The following is a 23,876-nucleotide window of genomic DNA, read 5'->3' as shown; positions in this document are numbered from 1 at the left end:
GTCATCCTTTGTGTAGTCGCTTACAGGTTTTTGTAGAGCCATTTGGGCATGTAGTACTTGCGCCGGTTGAACACGCTGCCCACCAGTTTGGCGCCGGCCTGGGTCAGGCGCTGAACCGCGGCCTGGGCCACTTCCCAACGTGTGTCTTCAGCGGGTACCACCATGATCACGCCGTCCACCAAGGTGCTGATAACCAGGGTGTCGGCGGCCGAATACACCGCGTCGCCGTCGATGACCACGAAGCGATAACGACTGCTCAGTTGCTTGAGCAACGGGCTCAGCTGTTCGGCCGTCAGGTGTTCGGCGCCGCGGATGTGTCGCCCGTTCGGCAGGATGTGGAACGGCAGACTCGAGACATTCACCAGACAATCCTGCAGCAATGGCGGGTTGTCGGCGTTGAACAACAGGTCTCGAAAGCCACGCTCTTTAGTCAGCCCCAGCTGTTGCGTGAGGTTGTTCGCTGACTGGCTGGCGTCCACCAGCAGCACTTGGCCGCTGCTCATTGACGCCAGTTGGCTGGCCAGCGCCAGGGCGCTGGTCGTGGTGCCGGCGCCTGCGTTGGCGGCGGTCAGAAAGAGGATCCGCAGATCCAGGTCGAGCACGGTCGAAGTCAGGTTGGACTCGCTCGGGCTGGCGATGGTCAGGCTTTTCGTGGATGAACCGTCCATTTAACTCGCTCCGTGGCCGCTGAACACTTTGAAGGGGGTTTTCAACAGGATCTTCAGATCAAGCAAGAGGCTCTGCTCGGCGATGTAGCTGAGGTCCAACTCAACGCGCTGGTCGAAGTCGATATCGCTGCGCCCGGAGATCTGCCACAGGCCGGTCATGCCGGGGTAGATGCTCAGGCGTGCAAGGTGGCTGTCTTTGTAGCGGTATGCGTTGAACGAGGTCGGTCGCGGACCTACCAAACGCATGTCGCCGCTTATTACATTGATCAGGTTCGGTAACTCATCGAGGCTGCTGCGCCGCAGGAAACCGCCGATGGGGGTAATCCGCGGGTCGTCGTCGATCTTGAAATCGATGGCGTCGGCACCGTGTTTGTTCAGGTGCCGCAGCGACTCCTTGAGCTCCTCGGCGTTGGCCACCATGGTGCGAAACTTGTACATGCCGAACATGCGGCCGCGGTAACCGGTGCGTTTCTGCACGAACATCACCGGCCCCGGGCTGCTGAATTTGATCACCAGCGCCAGACCCAGCAGCACAGGAGAAATCAGCAGCAGAATCAGCAGCGCACCGACGCAGGCGACCACCCGATTGGTTCGCGAAAGCGTCCAGGGCCGACCGCCATTGCGGCCGGTCACCCAGCCGCGACCCTGCCTGTGGATCGCCTTGTCCAGGCGCATTCGGTGATCGGGGTCCAGGCGTTTGTCACGCTGCATGTGATTGAGCAACATGCCTTTTTCTTGTCCAGTCATAGTGTCCTCCGCTGAAGCCCGGACGCGAGTGACGAGTGGGCAATGCGCAGTGGGTAGTAGTCACGGAACCAGGCGATGAATCGTCCGAGTCCTTCATCCAGCGCGATCCCTGGCTGGAAACCGGTGGCCTGCGCCAGATCGCTGGCATCGGCGCAGGTGTTGAGCACGGCGCCCGGTTGCAGGGGCAGCAACTCGACTAGGGTTGTCATGGTCGTGGGGGCTCGGGCGCGATGTGCCGAATCCCGATGCCGCTGTAATACAACCCGGCCGCCGCCGCATGCTCCGGGTTGTAGAGGTTGCGCCCGTCGACGATGACGCGCGCGCGCAGTTTGCTGGCCAGCAGGTCGAAGTCGACCACACGGAAGTTTTTCCACTCGGTGCAGATCACCAGCGCGTCGGCATCTTCCAGGGTGTCGTCGCGGGTGGCGCACAGGTGCAAGTCATCGCGGTAGCCGTAAATGCGCCGGCATTCGGACATGGCTTCCGGATCGTAAGCCTGCACGCGGGCGCCTTCGGCCCACAGCGCCTCCATCAGATAACGGCTGGGGGCTTCGCGCATGTCATCGGTATTGGGTTTGAAGGCCAGGCCCCAGATCGCGATGGATTTGCCGGCCAGGCCTTGGGGGAATTGCGCCTGCAGTTTGCTGAACAGGATGTGCCGTTGCGTGTCGTTGACGTCGGTGACGCTACGCAGCAGACGCAATGGCATGCCGTTGTGTTCGGCGGTGTGCAACAGGGCGCGCAGGTCCTTGGGGAAGCACGAGCCGCCGAAGCCGCAGCCGGGGTAGATGAAGTGGTAACCGATGCGCGGGTCCGAGCCGATGCCTTTGCGTACCGCTTCGATATCGGCCCCCAGCAGTTCGGTGAGGTTGGCCAGTTCGTTCATGAAACTGATGCGGGTGGCGAGCATTGCGTTAGCGGCGTACTTGGTCAGCTCGGCGCTGCGGTTGTCCATGAACATGATCTTTTCGCGGTTGCGGCAGAACGGTGCATAGAGTTCGCTCAACTGGTTGCGCGCTTCTTCGTCATTGGTGCCGACGATGATCCGGTCCGGGCGCATGCAATCGGCCAGGGCGCTGCCTTCCTTGAGAAATTCGGGGTTGGACACCACCCGCACATTCAACGCACCTTTGCCGCGGCTTTGCAGTTCTTTGTTGGCGGCGCTCGCCACCTGGTCCGCGGTGCCCACCGTCACGGTGGACTTGATGATCAGGGTGCGATCGGCCTCCATGAAACTGGCGATCTGCCGGGCTACATCGAGCACGTGACTGAGGTCGGCGGATCCGTCTTCATCGGCGGGAGTACCCACCGCGATGAAAATCAGCTCGGCGTGCTCGACCGCGTCACTGGCCTGAGTGGAGAAGAGCAGGCGACCGGCCTTGATGTTGTCTTCCAGTGTGCTGGACAGTCCCGGTTCGCTGATCGTAGGCACGCCTTGCTGCAGCTGCCTGATCTTGTTGGGGTCGATATCGATGCACAGCACACGATGTCCGACATCGGCCAATGCTGCAGCTTGAATCAGACCGACATAGCCCGTACCAAATACGCTCACGTCCACATTGGCGTGCCTCGTAAAACGGTGGATGTAACTGAAATGAGACTGTCAAAAGGGGTATAGCCCAGCCGTGGGAAAGCGTGTCAGCAAAATGACGGGTAACTGGCCCCAAAAACCCTGATTTCACGGGCTATTTGCCATCAAGTGCTTGCCGCTGCTGGATTTGCCGCGGTTTTGAGGGGTTGGTGAGGATTTCAAGTAATCGATAAACGGTCGTAAGGCTTGAAACACAAGGGTTACAGCCGGTTCAGCGTGTCAGATTTGAGGCAACTTTTTTTTGACGCTTTAGGGAAAAAACCGGCATTTCTTGCGCTTCGGTGGCTCGATGCTAGTGTCAGAAAGTGGCTGGCAATCGATGGGTCAGCCGCGTTCACGGAGTGACTGCAACCACCATGATCCGATACCTCAAGGAACTGTTGCTGGTTCTGTATTTACTCAAAAATTACGACGCTTACCTCGATCGACTCAACGCACTGGGCGTCGGGTTGCCGATGCTGCTGTATGGCGGGATGTTTGTGGTGCTGACGCTGGCACTGTTCATGACCGCCTACATTCGTCAGACGCTGATCCGTCATCTGTTTGCGTTGGTGATGTTTGGCTCGGCGGTTTTCTTTGACGTCTATACGCATGTGACTGCCGGTTACCTGACTTATAGCAATTTTGTGTCACTGGTGTATTCCGGTGGGTTCATTCAGGAAGCGGCGTACCAGTACCGCGATGCGATCATCAGCGCGATGGTCAGTGGTGCGTTGCTGTTGTTCGGTATCGGGCTCAAGCCGCGTCGCCGGGCGCCATTACCGGGTGCGCTGTTGGTGGCGGCGCCGGTGTTCGGGGTGTTGCTGCTCAGCATGGTGTTGTTCGTGCGGGCCGGTGAGGGGGCCCGTGGCTTGCCGATCATGTACACGCCGTTGACTTACTTGAATCTGTTCACCTACGAAGCGCTGCACAACACCGTCGGCCCGCGCGAACCGGTGAGCCTGACGCGCATCGATCAACCGGTGGGGCACGACATTGTGCTGATCATCGACGAGAGCATTTCCGGCAATTATCTGGACATCAACACGCCATTCGGTGTGCACAGCAACCTCAAGGAACCGCACCCGGGCGTGGATATTTTCAATTACGGCTACGCGGCGTCGATCGCCAATTGCAGCGCCGACACCAATGTCACCCTGCGCTATGGCGGCACCCGTGGCGACTACATGCGGATCAACAGCACGCTGCCGTCGATCTGGCAGTACGCAAAAAAAGCGGGGTTGCGCACGGTTTACATCGATGCCCAGCGCACCGGCGGTAACTTGCAGAACCTGATGAACGCAGCCGAGAAAAAGGACATCGACGAGTTCGTGCAATTCGACCAGACCAGCGTGCGCGACCGCGACATGGCAGCGGCCGCCAAGCTGATCGATCTGCTTAATGACGGCAAGCCAGAGCTGGTCGTGATCAACAAGGTCGGCGCGCATTTTCCGGTGCACGACAAATACCCGGATGCATTTATGGCCTATCGTCCGACATTGCCCCGAGGGCAATTTGTCGAGGTGGCGGACACGGGCAAACGCGATGGGTTCAACGGTCAGCCGGATGATTGGTTGCTGTACCGCAATGCCTACAAAAATACCGTGTTGTGGAATGTCGGCGAGTTCTTCGCACGGGTTTTCGCCCAGGCGGATTTGCGCAATGCGCTGCTGATCTACACCTCGGATCATGGCCAGGATCTGCATGAGCGCGGTAACCCGGGGCTCAATACTCACTGCGGCGGTAATCCGGTGGAGGAGGAGGGGGTGGTGCCCCTGGTGGTGATTTCGGGCAGCGATTTGAAGGCCCTGGATTGGCAGGCGCAGTTGCCGGCCAACAAGGATCGCTCCAGTCACTACAACATCTTCCCGACATTGCTGCAGGTGATGGGTTATGACCTGGCGGGGATCGAGGCGGTGTATGGCAAACCCTTGAGCGTGCCGACGGTGGACGATTTCACGTTCAACTATCGCTTCAACGCACGGCTCGGTGCGGAGCCAGCGTGGAAGTACATTGATCTGAACAGCATTGTGACGCCGGGGCGGGCGGTGCCGAGTATGGTGGTGGGGCAGTGAGATTTTGATGGACTGACCCGGCCTCATCGCGAGCAGGCTCGCTCCCACATTTGATAGGTGTGAACGCAGATTTTGTGTACACCAAAAATTCAATGTGGGAGCGAGCCTGCTCGCGATAAACGATAACGCGGTGTCGCTGCCGTCCGCTATCCTAGGCCCACTGTCTTCAACGAGCCTCCCCTCATGCTTTCGGTTCAGGGCGTCTTCAAAAGCTACGCCACCCCCCAAGGTCCACTGCCGGTATTGCAAGGTGTCGACCTCTCGTTGAAACCCGGCAGCAGCCTGGCGCTGATGGGCGAATCGGGCAGTGGCAAGAGCACCTTGCTGCACCTGATTGCCGGGCTGGACAAAGTCGATCGCGGCAGCATCCGCAGCGGCGAGCATCGGCTGGAGCAGATGAACGAAAGCCAATTGGCGAACTGGCGCCGCACCGAGATCGGTCTGGTGTTCCAGCAGTTCAACCTGATCGGCAGTTTGCGGGTCGAGGACAATCTGGCGTTTCAGGCGCGTCTGGCCGGGCGCCACGATCCACGTTGGCAGGCGCATCTGGTGCAACGTCTGGGGTTGGGAGATTTACTGCGGCGCTATCCGGAACAGTTGTCCGGCGGGCAACAGCAACGGGTTGCCCTGGGGCGGGCCCTGGCATCGCAACCCAAACTGCTGCTGGCCGACGAGCCCACCGGCAGCCTCGATGAAGCCACCAGCGATGAGGTGTTGAAGTTGTTGCTGGAACTGCTCGACGACACTCCGACGACGTTGTTGATGGTCACCCACAGCCTACGGGTTGCCGCGCGCCTGGCGGACAAAGTGGTGCTGCACAGTGGCCGCCTGGCTGGCGCGGACGAGCGCTGAGGTGCGGGTTTTTCGCGAGACGCTGCGGGCGCTGCTCAGCCATTGGCGACAGCACCCAGTGCAATTTTTCAGTGTGCTGACCGGGCTCTGGCTCGCCACCAGCCTGCTGACCGGCGTGCAAGCGCTGAACAGCCAGGCGCGAGAAAGCTACGCCCGCGCCAGTCAGATGATCGGCGGCGAACCGCAAGCCAGCCTCAGCGCGCCCGGGGGTGGGGTGTTTTCTCAGCAAGTGTTTGTCGATCTGCGTCGCGCAGGCTGGCCGGTATCGCCGGTGTTGCAAGGCCGGGTGACGCTCAAGGGCCATGAAGACCAGCGCTTGCAGTTGATGGGCATTGAACCGGTGTCGTTGCCGGCCGGTTCCGCAGTGGCCGGGCGGTCGTTGCCGATCGAGCAGATTGTCGAGTTTTTCACCCCGCCGGGCAGCACCTGGATTTCTCCATCGACCTTGCAGACCCTGGGCCTGCACGAAGGTGAAACACCGCTGGCCCAGAGCGGCCGCACCTTGCCGCCACTGCGCGCGCAGCCCGACATGGCGCCTGGCGTGTTGCTGGTGGACATCGGCTTCGCCCAGCAGATTCTGCAATTGCCCGATCAACTGTCACGCCTGCTGTTGCCCAAGGATTTCAGCGCGCCCCTGCCGGATGCGTTCAAGGGCCAACTCCAGCTCAAGACCAGTGGCGAAGAAAACAATCTCGCGCGCCTGACCGAGAGCTTCCATCTGAACCTCGATGCCTTGGGTTTTCTGTCGTTCGTGGTCGGTCTGTTCATCGTTCACGCGGCGATCGGCCTGGCGCTGGAGCAACGTCGAGGCTTGCTCAGAACCCTGCGCGCCTGTGGGGTCAGTGCGCGTATGTTGATTGCTTGCCTCGCCGTCGAGCTGGGTGGTCTGGCGCTGATCGGTGGTGTTGCCGGTGTCGTCAGCGGCTATCTGCTGGCCGGCATACTGTTGCCGGATGTGGCCGCCAGTTTGCGCGGGTTGTATGGCGCCGAAGTGCCGGGGCAGTTGAGCCTCAGTCCGTGGTGGTGGCTTAGCGGTATCGGTCTGAGCCTGTTCGGCGCCTTGCTGGCCGGCGCCAACAGTTTGCTGCGAGCGGCGCAATTGCCGTTGCTGGCGCTGGCCAATCCGCAAGCCTGGCATCAGGCCCACACCCGCTGGCTACGGCGCCAGGCTTGGGTCGCCGCGATGGCGGCAGTGATCGCCTTGTTGGCGTTGATCCTGGGCGACAGCCTGACCAGTGGCTTCGTGCTGATGGCCGCGTTGTTGATCGGCGCCGCGCTGGCCTTGCCAGTGGTGTTGAATAGCGTGCTCGACTGGGTGCTTGGGCGCAGTCGTTCGGTGCTCGGCCAATGGTTTCTCGCTGACTGCCGCCAGCAACTGCCGGCCCTGAGCCTGGCCTTGATGGCGCTGTTGTTGGCGCTGGCGGCGAACATCGGCGCCGGCAGCATGACCGCCGGTTTCCGCCAGACTTTCAGCAACTGGCTCGAACAACGTTTGACCGCCGAGCTGTACCTCAATCCGCAAAATCCCGCCCAGGCTCGAGAGCTGCACACCTGGCTCAAACAACAACCTCAAGTCACGGCGGTGCTACCGAACTGGCAAGTGTCGATCCAGTTGCAGGGCTGGCCGGTGGATGTCTTTGGCGTCATCGATCACCCCACCTATCGTCAGCACTGGCCGTTGCTGGAAACCTTGGGCGAGGACCCTTGGGAGCGATTGGCCAAGGACGACGCATTGATGCTCAGCGAACAACTGGCCCGGCGGTTGAAGGTACACCTTGGTGATCACTTGACGATCCCGACGCCGAATGGCCCATGGTCGCCACGGATCGTCGGGATCTACGCTGACTACGGCAATCCCAAGGGCCACTTGCTGGTCAATATCAATCACCTGTTGCGCGGCTGGCCACAGTTGACGCCCAGCCGTTTCAACCTGCGCATCGACCCGGCATCGATTCCCGGGTTCCTGACCGCGTTGCAAGCCCGCTTCACCCTGGACGACAGCCGCATCGTCGATCAGGCCCGGCTCAAGGGCTGGTCCACGCAAGTGTTCGAACGCACCTTCGCCGCCACCGCCGCGCTCAACAGCCTGACGCTTTGCGTCGCGGGCGTGGCGCTGTTCATCAGCCTGCTGACCCAGAGCCAGAGCCGCCTCGGACAACTCGCGCCGCTGTGGGCTTTGGGCGTGACCCGTCGCCAGTTGATGCTACTGAACCTGGGGCAAACCTGGTTGCTGGCAGTGCTGACGCTGGTGCTGGCATTGCCCTTGGGCATCGCGTTGGCGTGGTGCCTGGACACGGTGATCAACGTTCAGGCGTTTGGCTGGCGCTTGCCACTACAGGTGTTTCCACTGCAACTGTTGCAGCTGATGGGCCTGGCGTTGCTCGCCACATTGCTCGCATCGGCGTGGCCGTTGTACTCGCTGTATCGCACGCAACCGGCCGATTTGCTGAGGACGTTTGCTCATGAAGATTAAGCTCGGCGTGTTGCTACTGGCCGCGCTGCTGAACGGATGTGACAACACGCCTGCGCCGGAAAAAGGCTTCGCCGGCCTCGGTCATCAGGCGGCGGCATTTACTCCGGTGGTACCCGGACGAGTCTTCAATTTTCCGGCAGACCACGGCCCCCACGATGGCTTTCGCATCGAATGGTGGTACGTCACCGCCAACCTCAAGGACGATCAGGGCCAGGAATTCGGCGCGCAATGGACGCTGTTTCGCAGCGCCTTGAAAGCGACGCCCGAGCAACCCGGTTGGGGCAATCAGACCATCTGGCTGGGCCATGCAGCGGTGACGTCTGCAACGGCGCATCACGCTGCCGAACGCTATGCCCGGGGCGGCGTCGGCCAGGCCGGGGTGAGCCTGGCACCGTTCAACGCATGGATCGATGATTGGCGCTTCAGCAGTCAGGCCACCCATGAAGACCCTCTGGCGGACCTGCAACTCAGCGCTCGCGACAAGGCCTTTAGCTACCAATTGCGACTGACTTCCACACGGCCGCTGGTACTTCAGGGAGACAAAGGCTTCAGCCAGAAATCCGAACAGGGGCAGGCGTCGTACTACTACAGCCAACCGTTTTTCCAGGCCAGCGGCACCCTGGAAATCGACGGCAAAACCTACACCGTCAATGGCCCGGCCTGGCTCGACCGCGAGTGGAGCAGCCAACCCCTGACCGCCAACCAGACCGGCTGGGACTGGTTCTCCCTGCACCTGGACAGCGGCGAACAGGTCATGCTCTACCGCATGCGGCAGAAGGACGACGCGCCATACCTCACCGGCACCTGGATCGATGCCCAAGGGCAGACGCAGTTATTGCATGGCGACGACATCAGCCTCACACCGCAAGACACCGCCAACGTGGCCGGGCGTTCGATGCCCGTGCGCTGGTCAATCAAAATCCCTGCCAAGCACCTCGATATCACCATCGGCGCTCTCAACCCCAAGGCCTGGATGGACTTGCGCATTCCCTATTGGGAAGGGCCGGTGCGGCTCAGCGGCAGTCATGGCGGGCAGGGGTATCTGGAGATGACCGGCTATTAAGATCAAATTCGGCAGCTCCTACGGTTATGCGTACGCCGCAATGGCGTGGGTGTACTCGGTCAATGTAGGAGCTGCCGAAGGCTGCGATCTTTTGATCCTGCTCTTAATGCGTCCAACCCACAGGAACTAAGCCACAGGAACTCTGAGAGACCTCCATCTCTCTACCGTAATAACCCCGGCAGGAGCCCGCCATGAGCGACGACCTCAAACCGCCCGACCTTGCCACCTGGCAACGGCTGTTCGACGACAAGGCCTACTGGCAGCAATCCCCCGATGCGCATTACAGCGAACTGCTGCGCATCGCCGACGATCTGCTGGGGCAGGGCGCCATCGACCTCGAGCAATGGCAACTCCTCAAAGCCAAGGCCGATCAATCCCACAAAGACTCACCCGCCGTGAACGTCGCCCACGAAGTCGACGATCCCGAAGCGTGAGGAAAACCAGGTGAAAATGAAAGATCTGAACGTAGAGCAGAGCGTTGTGGCGACCTATACCGATATATGAAAGTCACCCGCCAGCACTCAAATTGATCATTACTTGTACGTATTGATTGTTCTTGTGCAAATAGTTGTATCAGAACAGTCAGTTTTAATGATCGAATCGGTGGTTTTAAGAGATTTGTATCCGATGTATTAGCAAAACCTTACGAAATATTACGTGCATAAATTTCATGTTTGTACACGAGGACATATCGGACAATTTCTATTAAAATCCTACCCGTTCGCCCGGTGTCAGGGCTCTTTACCGGTGCATGGATTGCCAGGCCATTACACTGGGCGAACACCTTCTTTGGGAGGTGGTTTTTAAAAGTTTCGGATATAAAAATGGGCGACCTTGGGTCGCCCATTTTTATTGGCTGACTTAAAGCTGCACCTGCAAGCGTTGCCCGACCCCATCCAGCAAGTCGCAACCGTCCCGCAATGGGTTGGTCAACCCTCGTAAAGTGCTGCGAATATGCCCTGCGAATCTCATAAGGAGATGAAGTCGATGCAAAATGGTGCGCTTGGACGGTTACGGAGATGCATTGAAACGATCAATATTGATACTCTCTAAACAGAAACCTCTTCAGGATCAACGAACAGGGGATAGAGAATGGCTGGAGCCACAACTGGACTCGAGGATGGGAGTCCTTTAATGATCGAAGGGGGAGTCAATCGTTATGGCGATATCAAAGAAAAACAAGTGTTGTTTTAAACGGGCATCGATTGGCATGCTGGCCGCTTTGCTGTCGATCGGCGTCGCTAAAGGTTTCGCAGAGGATAAGGAAGTCAAAGGAATGCAGAGTATTCAGTTTCGAAAGGTCATTGACCTCAGCCATGTCATTAGCACGACGATTCCACTGTGGCCCAACGACCCTCCAGTGACATTCGACGTGGTGGCTTCACAGGAAAAAGACGGCTATTACCTGCGGCGTTTCAGTATTGGCGAGCACAGTGCAACCCATATGAACGCGCCTAATAGTTTTCACCCCAATGCCATTGGGATTGATGCCTATAAGCCAGAGTCCCTGGTGCGACCGGCCGTCGTGATTGATATACGAAGCCAGGCTCAGGAAAACCCGGACTATGTGATTGGCGTCCAGGACATCGAAAAATGGGAACAGGCTAATGGGCGCATCGACCAAGGCTCTGTTGTGCTGTTTTATACGGGATGGCAAGCCCTGTGGAACGATCCCAAGCGCTTTATCAATGAAGACGCGAAAGGCCCACACTTTCCCGGTGTGGGTGCTGCTACGACCAGGTTTCTGCTTGAAGAGCGCCAGATAGCCGGTGTCGGTATCGATACACATGGCGCTGATCCAGGTCAGGATACGGTTTATGCCACCAACAGCCAGATTCTGGCGAAAGATGGCATTGTCCTGGAATGCCTGACTAATCTCGATCAGCTACCCGCGAAAGGCACGACACTGGTCATCGGCGTGCTTCGACTCAAAGAGGGGTCGGGTTCTCCTGTCTCCGTGATGGCGTTTGTACCCTGAGTTCATTTCAACTTGAAATCGCATCCACTACCGGATTGCTGGCCTTGAGCTGACGCCGGTAGTTGGCTGCACGCTGAAGCACTCGGGTCAAGGCCTGAAAGTTTGCCGGTTTGGTTAAAATGTCGTCGGCGCCGGCGGCCCTGAAACGCTCTATCTCGCTCGAAAACGCGCTCGCGGTGAAAGCAACGATGTAGCAAGTATCGCCCAGTGCCAGTTCGCGGATTTTACGGATAGCCTCTAGCCCATCCATGACAGGCATGTTGATATCCATAAAAATGATATCTGGAGTCGACGTCATATACTCATCGACCGCCTCCCGGCCATCCGACGCAAAGTTGGGTGTATAACCCAACACCTGCAACATCGCCATGGCAACTTTCTGACTCACGGGATGGTTCTCCACCAGCAGGATATCGAGTGGATAATCTGCGGCAAACGATGCGTCGAAACCAACCGCGGCGTGATCGTCCCCGAGGGGGATTTCCGAGACTGAAAAAAGCTCCATGGGAAGTGAGAAGGAGAACGTCGATCCCACGCCAGGTTGACTGGTAAAGGACAACGTCCCTTGTTGCGCCTCGACCAGATTCTTGCAGATTGAAAGACCCAGCCCGCTCCCGGTAAAGCGTTGACTGGCCGGCTCTTTAAACTGGGCAAAGGGCTTGAACAGACTGTCTTGCCGTTCCATGGGGATACCTATGCCGGTATCGCGTATGGAGAATTCGAGTCGGGCTCGAGGGCCGTAACCGCTAGTCCTGACCACAAGCGATACTGTTCCGGTTTCGGTGAATTTGACCGCATTGCCCAGCAAGTTGATCAATATCTGGCGAAGGCAATCGATATCGGTTTTGACCAAGGGCGGTACATCCGGTGAGACTTGGGCCTCAAGTACTATCGGCTTGTTCTGAATGTTTTGCCGGATCATTTCAATACTGGCTGAAACCAGGGTTCTCACGTCGAATACACAAGGCTTCAACTCAAGTTTGCCCGCTTCGATCTTTGCCAGGTCGAGAATATTGTCGATAAGAGACAACAGGGTTCGTCCACTGGTATGAATCGTTTTTACCAGACCGCTTTGCGAGAGAGTCAGGGCAGACTCCGCCAACAACTCGGTCGCGCCGATGACACCGTACATGGGGGTGCGGATTTCATGGCTCATGGTGGCTAAAAATCTCGTCTTGGAACGATCCGCATCTTCGGCGGCATTTTTTGCGTGATTTAATACCTGTTCGTTTATTTGCAGTTGCTGAAGATGAGCACGCATGCGTAACAAGTCGATCACAAACAAAAGACTGAAGGCGAGAAATACCAGAATGGCAAGGATGATGTGGTTCAGGGAGTCCTGATTAAGTTGTTGGTAGTAGTCCGCCAACTTCATCTCCGCACCCGCAACATAAACCGTACCGTCCTGCGACTTCATTGGGACGAAGACGGCGCGAAAGTCTCCCCAATGATCCGAGTAATCGATCCAGGTGGGTTCGGTGCGCTCAAAGCTGTCGAGTAAAGCCTGACTGGCATCTGGATAAGGATCGAAAAAACGTACGTAATTCTGTTCTTGAATTTCTTTTTTCGATGCGCTGGAGCTGATCAGATAGGCTTCCCCAGCGCGTTTGACCACGCTGTAGACAAACGCGGTGCCCATGGACTCGTTGAACCTGGAGAGCCGCTGAATGGCATCCCAGTCTTGCGCTTCCGTTTTCGACTGTTTGTCGATCAGATTGTCATGGTAACGGTCGCCGAGGATGGCCGACGCGCCCAGCGCGGCATACAGCAGTTTGTTATTAATGTTGTCAGTGAGGATTCCTTGAGTCTCGACGTAGAGGTAGTAGATATAACCACTGACACCTACGATGTAGACCAAAAGTAAAGCCCATGTTTTCCGTCTGAGTTTGAACATATATCACAGCCTCCATACTGTTAGCGCAAGCATAGATTGAAGACTGGCTGAAAACCAATATTTCTCAGCGAGGAAATTACTTGACCAAATAGCCAGTTTTTCTGCTCTTTCTGGGTGGTCGCGATTTTGTGGAAGAGTCCAACTTAGTGGAAGTTGGAAGACTTTTGCTCCTATATCAAGAAATTTACAGACGAAGTTTTAGCAACCTCTTGCGAAATGCTGTGTGTATAAATTTGAAGGATGATATTAAACGTCGGATATAAAAATGGGCGACCCTGGAGTCGCCCATTTTTATTGGCTGAATTAAAGCTGCGCCCGTAGCCGTCCGACCACATCCAGCAAATCGCAGCCGTCCCGCAGCGGGATGCCCAACACCCGCGCAAACTCTTGCAACAGCACAGCTGCCGGTAATCGGCATGTATCGAGTCATGGCTGCACCTCCTGAGCGTCGGATACCCCACCGGGTGGATCGAGGTTGTCCAGTGCCCGGTTCACCAACAATTCACCTAACACGGCCAATTACTGAATCAATAGCGCCAGGCTGCGGTGCGAGCCTTGGAGTTCACAAGCAAAGTCGGTCGTTACGTTGAGCGAGGCGAGGGTTTCGCAGGCGTGGCTTAGCAGGGTTTCGGTGTCGATGTTGGGGAGGAGGGTGAAAACGTGGCTGATGAGGGCGGGATTTTTTGGGTCGCGGAGACGGGCACTGATGGTGCGTTGGGTTGCTTGGCTGAGTTGGAGGGGGTCGAGGGAATCGGGTGGAAATTCTTTCATTGTGAAGCTCCGGAATTAATGGAGCCGCAAAGCGGTATTTGCATGCCTTGATCGTGTTCGGTCTGTCAAAACCGGTCGCTGAGATTGCAGCGGCTGGGGAGGTTATCTGGGGCGGGATGGGTATACAAGATCATGGGGGGCGACAGAAGTTGCGGGAAATGTCCGATGCTTTTGTCAGGAGACGAACTTCAACTCAACAGGCGGTTCCACGGTTACTACCGGGTTTGATCATGAGTAAGTGGTCCATTTGTTGATTTCGACATTGCTCGACGAACTCCAGTGCGCTATCTGGTTTTTCCAGATATCGGTCGAAGAAGGCTTTTGGGATTTCGTAGTACTCCTCGTAGTCGACGAGGCGGTTGCTGACCGGGATTGACAGGTAGAACTTGCCGGACGTTTCTTCGTGTCCGATGCTGAAGTAATCAGTTTTGTTTGTAAAAATATCTTTGAATTTCATCTGGATGCCAGTACGTATTAATTTTGTCAAAATTAAGATTTGTAACGGTGCTGGATATTTCGGTCATGATTGTTCTAGGTTAATGGGGCTGATTTCTAATAAGAGCTGGTCAAGGATTATGACAGCCCTCCCGATGTTTTGTGCTACGTATTTCACGCGAAGCATTATAAAAACTCGCCGACTGTTTTTTATATGGGGGCTGAGGCTTGCTTGCTATTAGATGAAAATCTTCTTGTGGCATAAATCAGTTTCTGAAGTAAATCTCATCCAGTTGACGTCTACGTATCAGCAGATATTCCTCCCACACCTTGGGAAAGTCCTCATCTTTGGTAAATGGGAAGGTCAGATAGATATGTTTACCTGTCACGCTTATGTACTCACGTGCGCGTTTGAAGGCGGGTTGTTCGTACATCGAGATGCTTTCATCGTATCCGTCATGACGGTGAGAGATACTTACCCGATGTGGAGCGATCATGCCTCGTGCAAAATCAATCACCCAACCATGATTCAGTCCAGTGCTCAAATAACCGTAAACACCGTCGTTTGAGAGACGGATACACGATTTGGCCTGAGCACCGTTGTCGTCATTTACTATTACTATCTTGTCGTTGAAGTATTGGATACTTTTCTGATCCGGTCCGTTCAAAATCAGATTCCAGCCTTCGGCGGACATTCGAAACTCACCTTGGTTTTCGAATTCGGCGATCCAGCTGTTTGAAAGAGTGATTCGATGTTTGTTCATGTTTTATCCTGAAAGTTTGGCGCAAATGGAGAAGGCAGGATGGGACAGATTTATTTTTATGAGTGCGTAGAAAATAACCTGTCCCCTTTTTTGTAGTTTTTCTTCGCCTTTTTTCCTTGATGCCAGCTACAGTTTTTCTAGATCAAAATTGCAACCATTTGTCTTTATTTTAGACAGAAATTGGTCAAGGCTAATCACAGGCTTGCCAGCATTTTGGTTGGCGTACTCTCTGCGTAGAAGTTTGAACAGTTCGCCGATTGTTTTTTTGTTTCTTTCGCTGAGGTTCGCTATTAAGTCAAAGCTGTCTTCGGACATGAACGATGTATCATTTCGCATTAGATAGTAACAGCTTATATTTAACAGCAAGGAATCCGCATCTTGGTAGCAACTCTGCAGCGATGTTAAATACTTGCTGAATACGTCTAATAGTATTTTATTTGGGCTTTCTTTAGATTTTAGATATCCGCAGAGACCTTGCCAGTTGTTGATATAGAGGTGATCTCCCCAATCAGGGGCTCGAGAAAAATATTGTCCTTGACCTTTAAAAAACTCCGAGGGCTCATTGTTTTCTAGTGCGATCTGAAATTTGGTTTTCATTGGAGTTTTTCCCAGTCCTCAAATTGGCTTAATAATTCATCGACACTTTTATTATGTTGTATTTTCTCAGAGCCTATTAGGGCCGCCTCTTTGGTGCCGCTTTTCGTTGCTCCGCCGGGAACCCACTCTTTTGGAGGTAGGAAGGCCCGCAATTCTCTGGTTTATTTTCACGAGCGCTTAGAAAAAAAATCTATCCCCTTTGTCTTTTATGCTTATAAACTTTCTAGATTTGTTGGTCCTCCGTCATTGAGAAGCTTTGTCATTCGCCGGTTGTAAAGCTCAATATTTTGTGCGTTGTTGGCTTTGTTCAGTTCTTGACGCAGGAAACCCATGGAATTGGATATTATCTGCTTTTCGTTTTTAGACATGTCGCGAACAAGATCGAACCCATTTGCAGCTAGGGTTGGAACTCTTTTTCGCATGTAGTAATAGCAGCCAATGTTTTCGAGAAGGTCATTTGCATCTTCTACAGTTTTATTAATAGTTGTTACGTATTTTTTGAACGCGTTTTCTAATATTGACTCTGGATTTTTTTGTGTTTTTAGAAAGTTGCAAAGTCCTTGCCAGTTAATGATGTGTAGCGGGGTGTCCCAGTCAGGATCTTTCGTGAAGTAAATACCAGTCCCTCTGAAGTAGTCTGGGAATTCGTCTTTGTTGCGCGCTTTTTCAAAGTTGCTGATCATTGAACACCAAAAAGGGAGGGCCGTCAGAAAGCCAGATTAGGCATTGGCTCGCTTTATCTGTGTCGTCCATCCAGGCCGATTCTTTCTTGTCCAGCTCAGCAAGTATTCCAGACACATCCCGGCGATAGAAAATTAGCCAACCGTCTCGTCCTTCGTGGACGATCGAATAGGTGTGTTCATGGCCTTCGACGGTCAGCGACCAACAGCCGAAGTATGCTTGTTGATCTGAGAATTCTGTGAGGGTGAACCCAGCATGCTGAATAGCGTTTTCCAGATAGGAATAAAGCACGCGACAGACTCCTGTCCTTTATGAAGAAAACGTCATTTGATAATTGCTACGGGTAGGGTAGCTGGTGCTTTCGGTACCTAAATAATTACTGGGGGATTTATCTGCATAAAATTTAAAGATTTATAGGTGCCTTTTCTAAATATTTTTAGTTTGAGGACCTACATAGAAGTCTGGTTTAGACTGCGCAAGTTATTCCAGCCCAGTTGATGGCGGCTGCCATCGGGATGGCGAATTTCCAGCAGCCGGCCTTGGCGGTTGTAGCTGTAGAGGGTGGAGTTACCGTCCGGGTCAATCTGTTGAGTGATGTCGCCCTGACTGTTTCGTTGATACCTCTAGGCGGCTTTGCCACGGCGCACGTCACTGACGAACCCGTTGATGTATTCATACGACTGCACAAGAAAGCAGTAGGAGCGCCAGCGCGATAAGCAAGAAATAACGCATGACTGTGTACATTTTCATGCCCAAAATAGGATGGGTTTATTTTTATGAGCGCTTAGAAAATAAACCTGTCCCTTTTGCATTTTTTAGTCTGATTTTTTGCTCGTTATTGGCTTTGAATGGTGCTCTCATATTTTTTTAGGCATTCTAGAAGTACTGTCATAAAGTGTCGATGATTTTCTATGTCGTCGTCAAAATATGTACTTAGCTTGTCGAAAACCGAGTCGAAATTCTCATCTTTGTCCAAATAGAATTCTAAGGTTTTTATAAAGCGGTCGCGTGCGCTTTTGGGGTAGGCGATGAATTCTGGTTGTAGTACTTGGTCAAATAGTTCTGACAATTCATCCCTGTCGTTAACATTTTTTGAAGCTATTATTTCCTCGCGCTCATCATTATCTGTGTAGTCAATATCAAAGATGAACAGTAAGTTGTGCAAGCTTGATAGTTCAGGGGTAGGCTTCATTGTTTAGTAGTCCGGGTACGATGTAATCAACTTTCCGTTAGCGTCTAAATGTGTCACTGCTTTGGTTTGTGTTCCATATTTAAGGGTTCCTTTTTTGTACCCTTCACCAATTTTTCGACCCATGTCGATTGGTTTGCTCGCCAAGTCGGCATCGCCAGTTTTGTTGAAGATTTGTAGTGCTCGATTTATCGCGTTCAGCTGATCACGATGACTGGTGTAGCGTGTTGCAGCGCTAGGTAATTTTGCTTGCCCTGCTTTTTTACCTTTATTGTAGGTTTCAATAACTCCGGTCGTTGGGTTTCTGCCGGTGCTTGCTCTTTCGTATTGAGATTGTAGAGTCGTCTGCGCACCATGCTTTTCAAGGAAGTGAGCTCCAGGTGTAGCAGCTTCCATTTTTTGCAGTTCTTTGTGTGCATTCGCCTCCGCTAGCTCATTGATTCGAGCTTGCCTCTCTGCTCGCGTCATCTGTGGTAAAGGAGGCTCTCCCTCATCCACCGCTGCTTTGGCAGCCGGATTATCAACTCCCGTCGAGGGAGTCCTGCCTCCGCTGCCAGGACACCCATTCAACCCCAACGGATCCACCCACCCCGTAGGGTTAGGTACGTACTGGTAGTTATTCAACCCACCCGCCAGCTTGATCGGATCCGGCGTCAAAAACCGTCCAGTCCCCGGATTGTAGTAGCGATGCCGGTTGTAATGTAACCCTGTCTCGGCATCGAAGTACTGGCCCTGAAAGCGCAATGGGTTGTCGATTTCGGCGATGTCCAGCGCGGCGAGGTTGCCGTAGGCGCGGTATTTTGCCGACCACATGATCTCGCCGCTGTAGTCGGTGAGTTCCTGCGGGGTGCCGAGGTGGTCGAGTTGGTAGTAAAACGGCGTGGCTTTCAGTGGGCCTTCGCCATCGAGCATCGCCAGCGGTCGGAAGCTGCCGGGTTCGTAGATGTAGCTGCGATAGCGGTTGTCGGAGCTTTCGGCGATGAGGCGTTCGCCTTGCCACAGGAACTCAGTGGTGTGGCCATCGACGGTTTTGGCGATGCGTCGGCCGAAGGCGTCGTATTTGTAGCTCGCGATGCTGCCACCGGGCAGGCGGACGCCGATCAAACGGTGCTGGCAGTCGTAGCGGTACTCAGTGACAAGTTTCTGACCGGTACCACGACGTTCGCGGATCAGGTTGCCGTGGGCGTCGTAGTCGTAATGGCGATCGCCCTGCATCAGTAGGCGATTGCCTTTGACGTTAACCAGGTTCGCGCTTGATTGATCGCCTTGGCCCAGCAAGTTACCTGCCGGGTCGTGGGCGAAGCTTTCAGGCGTAGCGCCACGGACGTTGATCAGGCGATCGAGCGGGTCGTAGTGGTAGCTGCGGTTGCCTTTGCGGCTGTCGTCGATGCCGGCGAGGTTGCCGTTGGCGTCGTAGGTGTAGCGGCGCTGGAACAGATTCTTTTCGCGCTGGCTGACGCTGTGGGCTTGTAACCGACCTTGTTCGTCATACTGATATTGGCTGAGCAACAGCCCTTGTTGGCGCTGCTGTTCTCGGCCGGCATTGAATTGGTGAGTGGTCAGGCGCGAGCCGTTGAGGTCGATGCTGCTCAACTGGCCACCGGGCTGGTGGCGGTAGTCGAGCTTGCTGCCGTCGGGCAGGCGGCAGTGCTTCAGTTGGCCGGCGCTGTCGTACTCGTAGCGCAGAGTGCCCCAGCCCTGATGTTCGGTTATCAGACGATCTTGCAGGTCGTATTCATAGGCGAGTGGCCAGTGGTTGTCGTCGACTTTGACCAGGCGACCGAGGGCGTCATAGCTGTAGTGAATTTCTTCACCGTCGGCCAAGGTTTTCACTAGCAGGCGGCCAGCGGCGTCGCGCTGGTACTCGGTCACCAGCTCGCTGCCGTCGTCGCCGAACTCGGTTTTCTTCAGCAACCGACCGTTGAGGTCGTATTCGTAGGCGGTGCGGCGACCGTCGAACCCGGTTTCCTGCTGGATCAGACCGTTCGGGTAGTAGTCGAGATGGTAGTGCTCGCCACGTTCGTTTTCGATTTCGGTGAGCAATAGGCGCGAATTGTCGTAGCGGTAGCGCAATTGGCTGCCATCCGGATTGATCCGGCGGCTGACCAAGTGCAGTCCATCAGCGTATTCGTAGCGGGTCACGCGGCCGAGTTCATCACGTTCGGCGGTGACGCGACCGTATGGGTTGTAGGTGAAGGCGCGGGTGGCACCGCCTGGCAGGGTGACTTGCGTCAGGCGATCGACGGCATCCCATTGATAGTGGGTGATGGCGCCGCTTTCTTCCTGGCGAGTGATCTGTCGACCTAGTGCGTCATAGCGATATTTTCGCTGACCACCGTCGGGCAGACGCTCTTCGAGTAACTGGCCGAGGTTGTTCCAGCCCAGTTGATGACGACTGCCATCGGGGTGACGAATCTCCAGCAGGCGACCCTGACGGTCGTAGTTGTAGTGAGTTTCGTTACCGTGGGGATCGGTTTGTTGGGTGATATCGCCCTGGCGGTTTCGCTCGTACTGCCAGCGAGCTCTGCCACGTTTAACCTCAATGAGTTGACCATCGAAGTAGTTGTAATGTGTAGCCTCATCTTCGGCAGGCACAACGGACATCAAGCGCCCGGCGTCGTTGTAGTGGTACTCGGTGACGGCGCCGAGTGCGTCTTTTTCAGCGATCAGGCGACCTTCGTCGTCATAGGCTTTTTGCGTTTCCGCGCCATCAGGGGCGGTTTCGCTGATCAGTCGTGCATTTTCATCATGCACGTACACTTGTTCGCTACCGTCGGCGTTAAAGACAGTAACCGTACCTTTGTCGTCCCATACGTAACGTGCTTCCAGTTGCGAGTAGCTTGCCCAGTGACGGACGCAACGGGAAAGCTTGCCTTCACGTTCCCACTCCCAGAAGAAGCTGGCGCCTCCGGCCAGTTGCCGTTCCAGAATGACATGCTGATCGTTGTAGCGGTAATACTCGGTTTCACCTGCCGCATTGGTCGAGGATACGAGCTGATTACGTGTGTTGTAGCGGTAGGAGACCAAGGTCTGAATGGTTAGCCATGGATCCTGGCGCTCACCGCGATCGTTGTACTCGGAACGTTGTTGCTGATGATCCACCGCCGCAATATGGCGGTCGTCGTAGCGCAAGAGCAAGGCTCGACCTGCGCCGTTATCGATACGCTGAATACGGCCGACCAGGTCATAGCTGATGTGTACTCGGTTGTCATAGGCATCGCTGATGGTGATCAGACGCCCGGCGCGGAAGTGGTAAAAACGGTCGCCTTGCCCAGCCTGGTTCAGGATCAGCTCACCGGGTGCGTCGCCCAGGTAGATTGCCGACTGCGCCAGACTATTGATGATGGCCGGACGCTGTTCGCTCGGCATCGGGAAGCGGGTCTGACGGTTTTCATTGTCGGTCCACAGCACGCCTTCATCGTCCAGTTGCAGATGATGGGACAGTGAATGGCTCCAGCCATGGCCGAGACGACTGTCTATCTCGACCGCACTGCTGCGGTACAGACGTGTCCACTCCAGCCGTAGCAATCCGCCCAACTCGCCGTCGGTAAGGGTCAGCAACTCCTCGCCAGTCACCATCGAAACGGGTTCGCCGTTGGTACAGGTGCTGTTAGCGCACTGTGCGGGTTGATCGGCTGGGTTCTTGGATTGGGCAGGTGCGTTATCGACTTTTTCCTGCTGTTCGATACGCGTGGTGTTGTCTTTCTTCCCGCGCGCATGGATCTGTGCGTCGGTTTCCACCTTTGCGCCTGTAACCGGTGGCTTTTTTTTCGGAGCTGTTGCCGTTACCGCAGGCTTGGGTGCGGCTATTTCAACGCTGGCCTTGCGTGCCTGATTGACCGCCGAATTGCCGTTGAGCAGCAACGGCTGGGCCGCTTCGGTGTGGACCTTGGCGTTCTTCTTGCTGATTTTCATCAGCATGCCGGTGAAGTCTTCGATCAGCTTCAGCACCTTGCCACCGTTTTGCGTGGCGTTGAGTGCCTTGGTGCCAACACGCACTGCCAGGCCGAGGCCACCGGTCAAAACCACACCGACCAGGATGTTCAGCAGGACTTCTGTGGTCAGTTCGGAAAGCACTTCCGTGCAGGTCTGCGGTGGCAGCATCTTGACCCAGGCCATGATCGCGGCCACGTAGATCCACATCAACGGCTCGTCGCTGGCGATCAGCAGGGCGGTGTGAATGGCCTCAGCGGAAGCGTCGTAAATTTTCTTTATTTGCTCTTCGGTGAAGAAGTTTTTCAGCTTCTCGTAGTTCTCCCGAGGATGCGCGACCAGGTTGTATAGGCTTTTGATATCGCCCCACAAGCCCATGATGGCCTTTAGGAAACCTTTCCAGGCAGCTTCCAGCTCTTGCAAGGCACGGCCGGGCATGGACGCGCTGTTATGCGCCTGCCAGAGGGGTAAGAAGTCAGTACTCCACTGAGTCTGCAGCCAGCCGCTCAGATCACCGATCACGCCCTGATAGGAATTGAACAGGGTGTCGATTTGCGCGGGTGTGGGGTTCGGGAAAAAAGTGATTTTGTATTGCTGGTTCGGCGTAAGACCTTCGACTTCCAGAATCCCGCTGGGGCCTATGGTCTTGGTAATGGCTTGGCCTGCTTCATTTTTGCCATACAGCTTGCCGTCAGTCACGGGCACCAAGCGAACCGGCGTATTACCAATCGGGACAAAACGCGCAGACTCGAAGCTGTGAATCAGTTTGAGCTTGCCATTGGCTGGACAGTTTGCGTAAAGGTCGACTTTTTCTTTGCTGTCTTTGTCCTGAGTACCGACTTCGTCACCGACCTGAAATTGTTGTTCGGCATCCAGCGCACCGCCATACCAGGCTTCGGCATGGGCACGGTAGTCGACAATACACTTCTTGAAATCACTGATGATGACCTGAGCATCTGGTTGTTTTGCTGTCAGGTTCCCAACGATCGAACCCATCAAAATGCTCATACAGCCACCTCATTTTCCAAGTGGGCTTTCAGCAGCCCTGTGTAGTTTTCTTCCGTGAGTGGGGTGCGTTTTACGAAGCGCGCCACTTTTTCTCGCAGGTTGGATTCGGGGAACGAGAAGTACAGGTCGGCATGATCTTCCTTCAACCACTGCATCATGTTGCCGATGACGGTCGACGGATTTTGCTTGGTCAGGCCATCCAGCAACGTCTTAGGCACTTCCCACCAAGGCCAGTCCTTCGCCGGTGGCACCGCGCGCGGCCCCACCTCCAGGCTCTTCCCATTGATCAGGTACCGATCAAACACCGGCAGTACTTCACCGGCGGCATCGCCGAGTCCTTCCAGAATCGGGTAGATATGCCGCCCATCCCAGAACCGGAAAAACACTTCAGTCCCATCCGGCATGCGAACCTGAGTGAGGCTACGCAGGTGTTCGAACACCACGTTCGGTTCGCTGCTGGAAACGGCCAGCCACCCCCAATCGAGGGCGTCGGTTTCGGTAATCCACGGCAGGAAGCTTGAGTTGGGTTTCAACTCAATGAGGTAGGGCATCACCGGCTGCCAGCCCGCGTAAGGTGTACCACCCCAAATCGGAGTCGCCTGGGTTGTGGGTTCGTTTTGGTAAAGCGTCTTGAGCGCTTCGGCATCGCTGGCCGCGCTAACGATCAAGTACAACCGCTCACCCGTCTGCAACGGCCGTTCAGCCAGCCACGCCTGTGGAGTCATCAGATCAGATTGCACAAGCACCTGCCTTGCACTTCTCGCATTCTTCACAGAACGGCGCGTTGCGCTTCAGCGTATTAATCTGCGCCGGGGTCAACACCGCACCCGCCTTGTCCGCATCCGCCTGTTTCAGCGCACCGGGCATCAGCGGTGCCGCGCCGGTGCCGCTGCCCGGGCTGCCGCCGGAGTTCATGTTGATCGCCGGGCCGCTGAGGGTGACGCCGCTGGCGTCGATCTTGATGAAGCTGCCGCCGCCCTTGAGGGTGAGTTCGCTGCCGGCTTCGAGCACGACTTTCATGCCGCTGCTCAGGTGGATTTCCTGGCCGGCTTCGATGAACTGGCCGGTGCCGACCTTGATGTGCTGGTTCACGCCCACGGTCAGGTGGTCGTTGGCGCGGGTTTCGACTTTGCGGTCGGCGTAGACGGTGTGGTGTTCTTCGGCCTTGAATTCGCTGT

The 23,876-nt window shown here is 55.4% G+C and carries 18 protein-coding genes and 4 pseudogenes; 6 read left to right on the top strand and 16 right to left on the bottom strand.

What is annotated here, in order from left to right:
• Positions 1–20: 20 nt before the first annotated feature.
• The 4 genes and pseudogenes from KGB14_RS18425 to KGB14_RS18410 form a co-directional block, all read right to left on the bottom strand.
• Complete coding sequence (locus KGB14_RS18425; protein WP_223488166.1) at positions 21–668, bottom strand: CpsD/CapB family tyrosine-protein kinase; 648 nt, start codon at positions 666–668, stop codon at positions 21–23.
• A complete protein-coding gene (locus KGB14_RS18420) occupies positions 669–1,415 on the bottom strand; it encodes a sugar transferase (RefSeq protein ID WP_223488165.1) in 747 nt (248 codons plus the stop codon).
• Positions 1,412–1,615: pseudogene (locus KGB14_RS18415) on the bottom strand (UDP-glucuronate 5-epimerase); the annotation flags it as partial. The pseudogene KGB14_RS18415 and the gene KGB14_RS18420, both read right to left, overlap by 4 nt.
• Before the next feature lie 5 nt (positions 1,616–1,620).
• Positions 1,621–2,973: a UDP-glucose dehydrogenase family protein gene (locus tag KGB14_RS18410; protein ID WP_223488164.1), complete on the bottom strand. Its 1,353-nt coding sequence runs from the start codon at positions 2,971–2,973 to the stop codon at positions 1,621–1,623.
• Positions 2,974–3,362: 389 nt separating this feature from the next.
• Here KGB14_RS18410 and KGB14_RS18405 point away from each other — a divergent pair, with 389 nt between their 5' ends.
• From KGB14_RS18405 to KGB14_RS18380, 6 genes are all read left to right on the top strand, one after another.
• A complete protein-coding gene (locus KGB14_RS18405) occupies positions 3,363–5,060 on the top strand; it encodes a sulfatase-like hydrolase/transferase (protein ID WP_223488163.1) in 1,698 nt (565 codons plus the stop codon).
• 183 nt (positions 5,061–5,243) lie between these two features.
• Positions 5,244–5,912, top strand: coding sequence for an ABC transporter ATP-binding protein (locus KGB14_RS18400; protein WP_223488162.1), 669 nt, complete (start codon positions 5,244–5,246; stop codon positions 5,910–5,912).
• Between the two features lies 1 nt (position 5,913).
• Entirely contained in the window at positions 5,914–8,385 is a 2,472-nt protein-coding gene (locus KGB14_RS18395; RefSeq protein WP_223488202.1) for an ABC transporter permease, read from the top strand.
• The gene (locus KGB14_RS18390; protein ID WP_223488161.1) at positions 8,375–9,448 is read left to right on the top strand and encodes a lipocalin-like domain-containing protein; all 1,074 of its coding nucleotides are present in this window, start codon (positions 8,375–8,377) and stop codon (positions 9,446–9,448) included. Before KGB14_RS18395 ends, KGB14_RS18390 begins: the two co-directional genes overlap by 11 nt.
• 191 nt (positions 9,449–9,639) lie before the next feature.
• Positions 9,640–9,882: a hypothetical protein gene (locus tag KGB14_RS18385; protein ID WP_223488160.1), complete on the top strand. Its 243-nt coding sequence runs from the start codon at positions 9,640–9,642 to the stop codon at positions 9,880–9,882.
• 725 nt (positions 9,883–10,607) lie between these two features.
• Complete coding sequence (locus KGB14_RS18380) at positions 10,608–11,426, top strand: cyclase family protein (RefSeq protein ID WP_223488159.1); 819 nt, start codon at positions 10,608–10,610, stop codon at positions 11,424–11,426.
• A gap of 7 nt (positions 11,427–11,433) precedes the next feature.
• Here the strand turns inward: KGB14_RS18380 and KGB14_RS18375 are convergent, their stop codons facing one another.
• The 12 genes and pseudogenes from KGB14_RS18375 to KGB14_RS18320 all read right to left on the bottom strand — a co-directional run.
• Positions 11,434–13,320: an ATP-binding protein gene (locus tag KGB14_RS18375; protein WP_223488158.1), complete on the bottom strand. Its 1,887-nt coding sequence runs from the start codon at positions 13,318–13,320 to the stop codon at positions 11,434–11,436.
• A 426-nt stretch (positions 13,321–13,746) separates the two neighbouring features.
• Positions 13,747–14,091: pseudogene (locus KGB14_RS18370) on the bottom strand (DUF6124 family protein).
• A gap of 193 nt (positions 14,092–14,284) precedes the next feature.
• Positions 14,285–14,548 carry a hypothetical protein gene (locus tag KGB14_RS18365; RefSeq protein WP_223488157.1) on the bottom strand — a complete coding sequence of 88 codons (264 nt, stop codon included), beginning with the start codon at positions 14,546–14,548 and terminating at the stop codon, positions 14,285–14,287.
• 244 nt (positions 14,549–14,792) lie between these two features.
• Positions 14,793–15,290, bottom strand: coding sequence for a hypothetical protein (locus KGB14_RS18360; RefSeq protein WP_223488156.1), 498 nt, complete (start codon positions 15,288–15,290; stop codon positions 14,793–14,795).
• 126 nt (positions 15,291–15,416) lie between these two features.
• The gene (locus KGB14_RS18355; protein ID WP_223488155.1) at positions 15,417–15,887 is read right to left on the bottom strand and encodes a hypothetical protein; all 471 of its coding nucleotides are present in this window, start codon (positions 15,885–15,887) and stop codon (positions 15,417–15,419) included.
• Positions 15,888–16,099: 212 nt separating this feature from the next.
• Complete coding sequence (locus KGB14_RS18350) at positions 16,100–16,570, bottom strand: hypothetical protein (protein WP_223488154.1); 471 nt, start codon at positions 16,568–16,570, stop codon at positions 16,100–16,102.
• Positions 16,554–16,859, bottom strand: a complete 306-nt coding sequence (locus KGB14_RS18345) for a hypothetical protein (RefSeq protein WP_223488153.1) — start codon at positions 16,857–16,859, stop codon at positions 16,554–16,556. Before KGB14_RS18345 ends, KGB14_RS18350 begins: the two co-directional genes overlap by 17 nt.
• 176 nt (positions 16,860–17,035) lie before the next feature.
• Positions 17,036–17,248 (bottom strand): annotated as a pseudogene (locus KGB14_RS28700) (RHS repeat domain-containing protein); the annotation flags it as partial.
• A 155-nt stretch (positions 17,249–17,403) separates the two neighbouring features.
• Positions 17,404–17,760: a hypothetical protein gene (locus KGB14_RS18335; protein WP_223488152.1), complete on the bottom strand. Its 357-nt coding sequence runs from the start codon at positions 17,758–17,760 to the stop codon at positions 17,404–17,406.
• A 3-nt stretch (positions 17,761–17,763) separates the two neighbouring features.
• Positions 17,764–22,698 carry an RHS repeat-associated core domain-containing protein gene (locus tag KGB14_RS18330; RefSeq protein ID WP_223488151.1) on the bottom strand — a complete coding sequence of 1,645 codons (4,935 nt, stop codon included), beginning with the start codon at positions 22,696–22,698 and terminating at the stop codon, positions 17,764–17,766.
• Positions 22,695–23,423 (bottom strand): DUF4123 domain-containing protein, encoded by a 729-nt coding sequence (locus KGB14_RS18325; protein WP_263294668.1) that lies wholly within the window; start codon positions 23,421–23,423, stop codon positions 22,695–22,697. The genes KGB14_RS18330 and KGB14_RS18325 overlap by 4 nt, the downstream gene beginning before the upstream one ends.
• Positions 23,424–23,427: 4 nt before the next feature.
• A pseudogene (locus KGB14_RS18320) lies at positions 23,428–23,876 on the bottom strand (DUF2345 domain-containing protein); the annotation flags it as partial.

Source organism: Pseudomonas sp. A-RE-19 (genome assembly GCF_019956555.1).
In the GTDB taxonomy this organism is placed as follows: Bacteria; Pseudomonadota; Gammaproteobacteria; order Pseudomonadales; family Pseudomonadaceae; genus Aquipseudomonas.
Note: the sequence above shows the minus strand (reverse complement) of the source record. Positions and strands in the feature narration are given on the sequence as shown.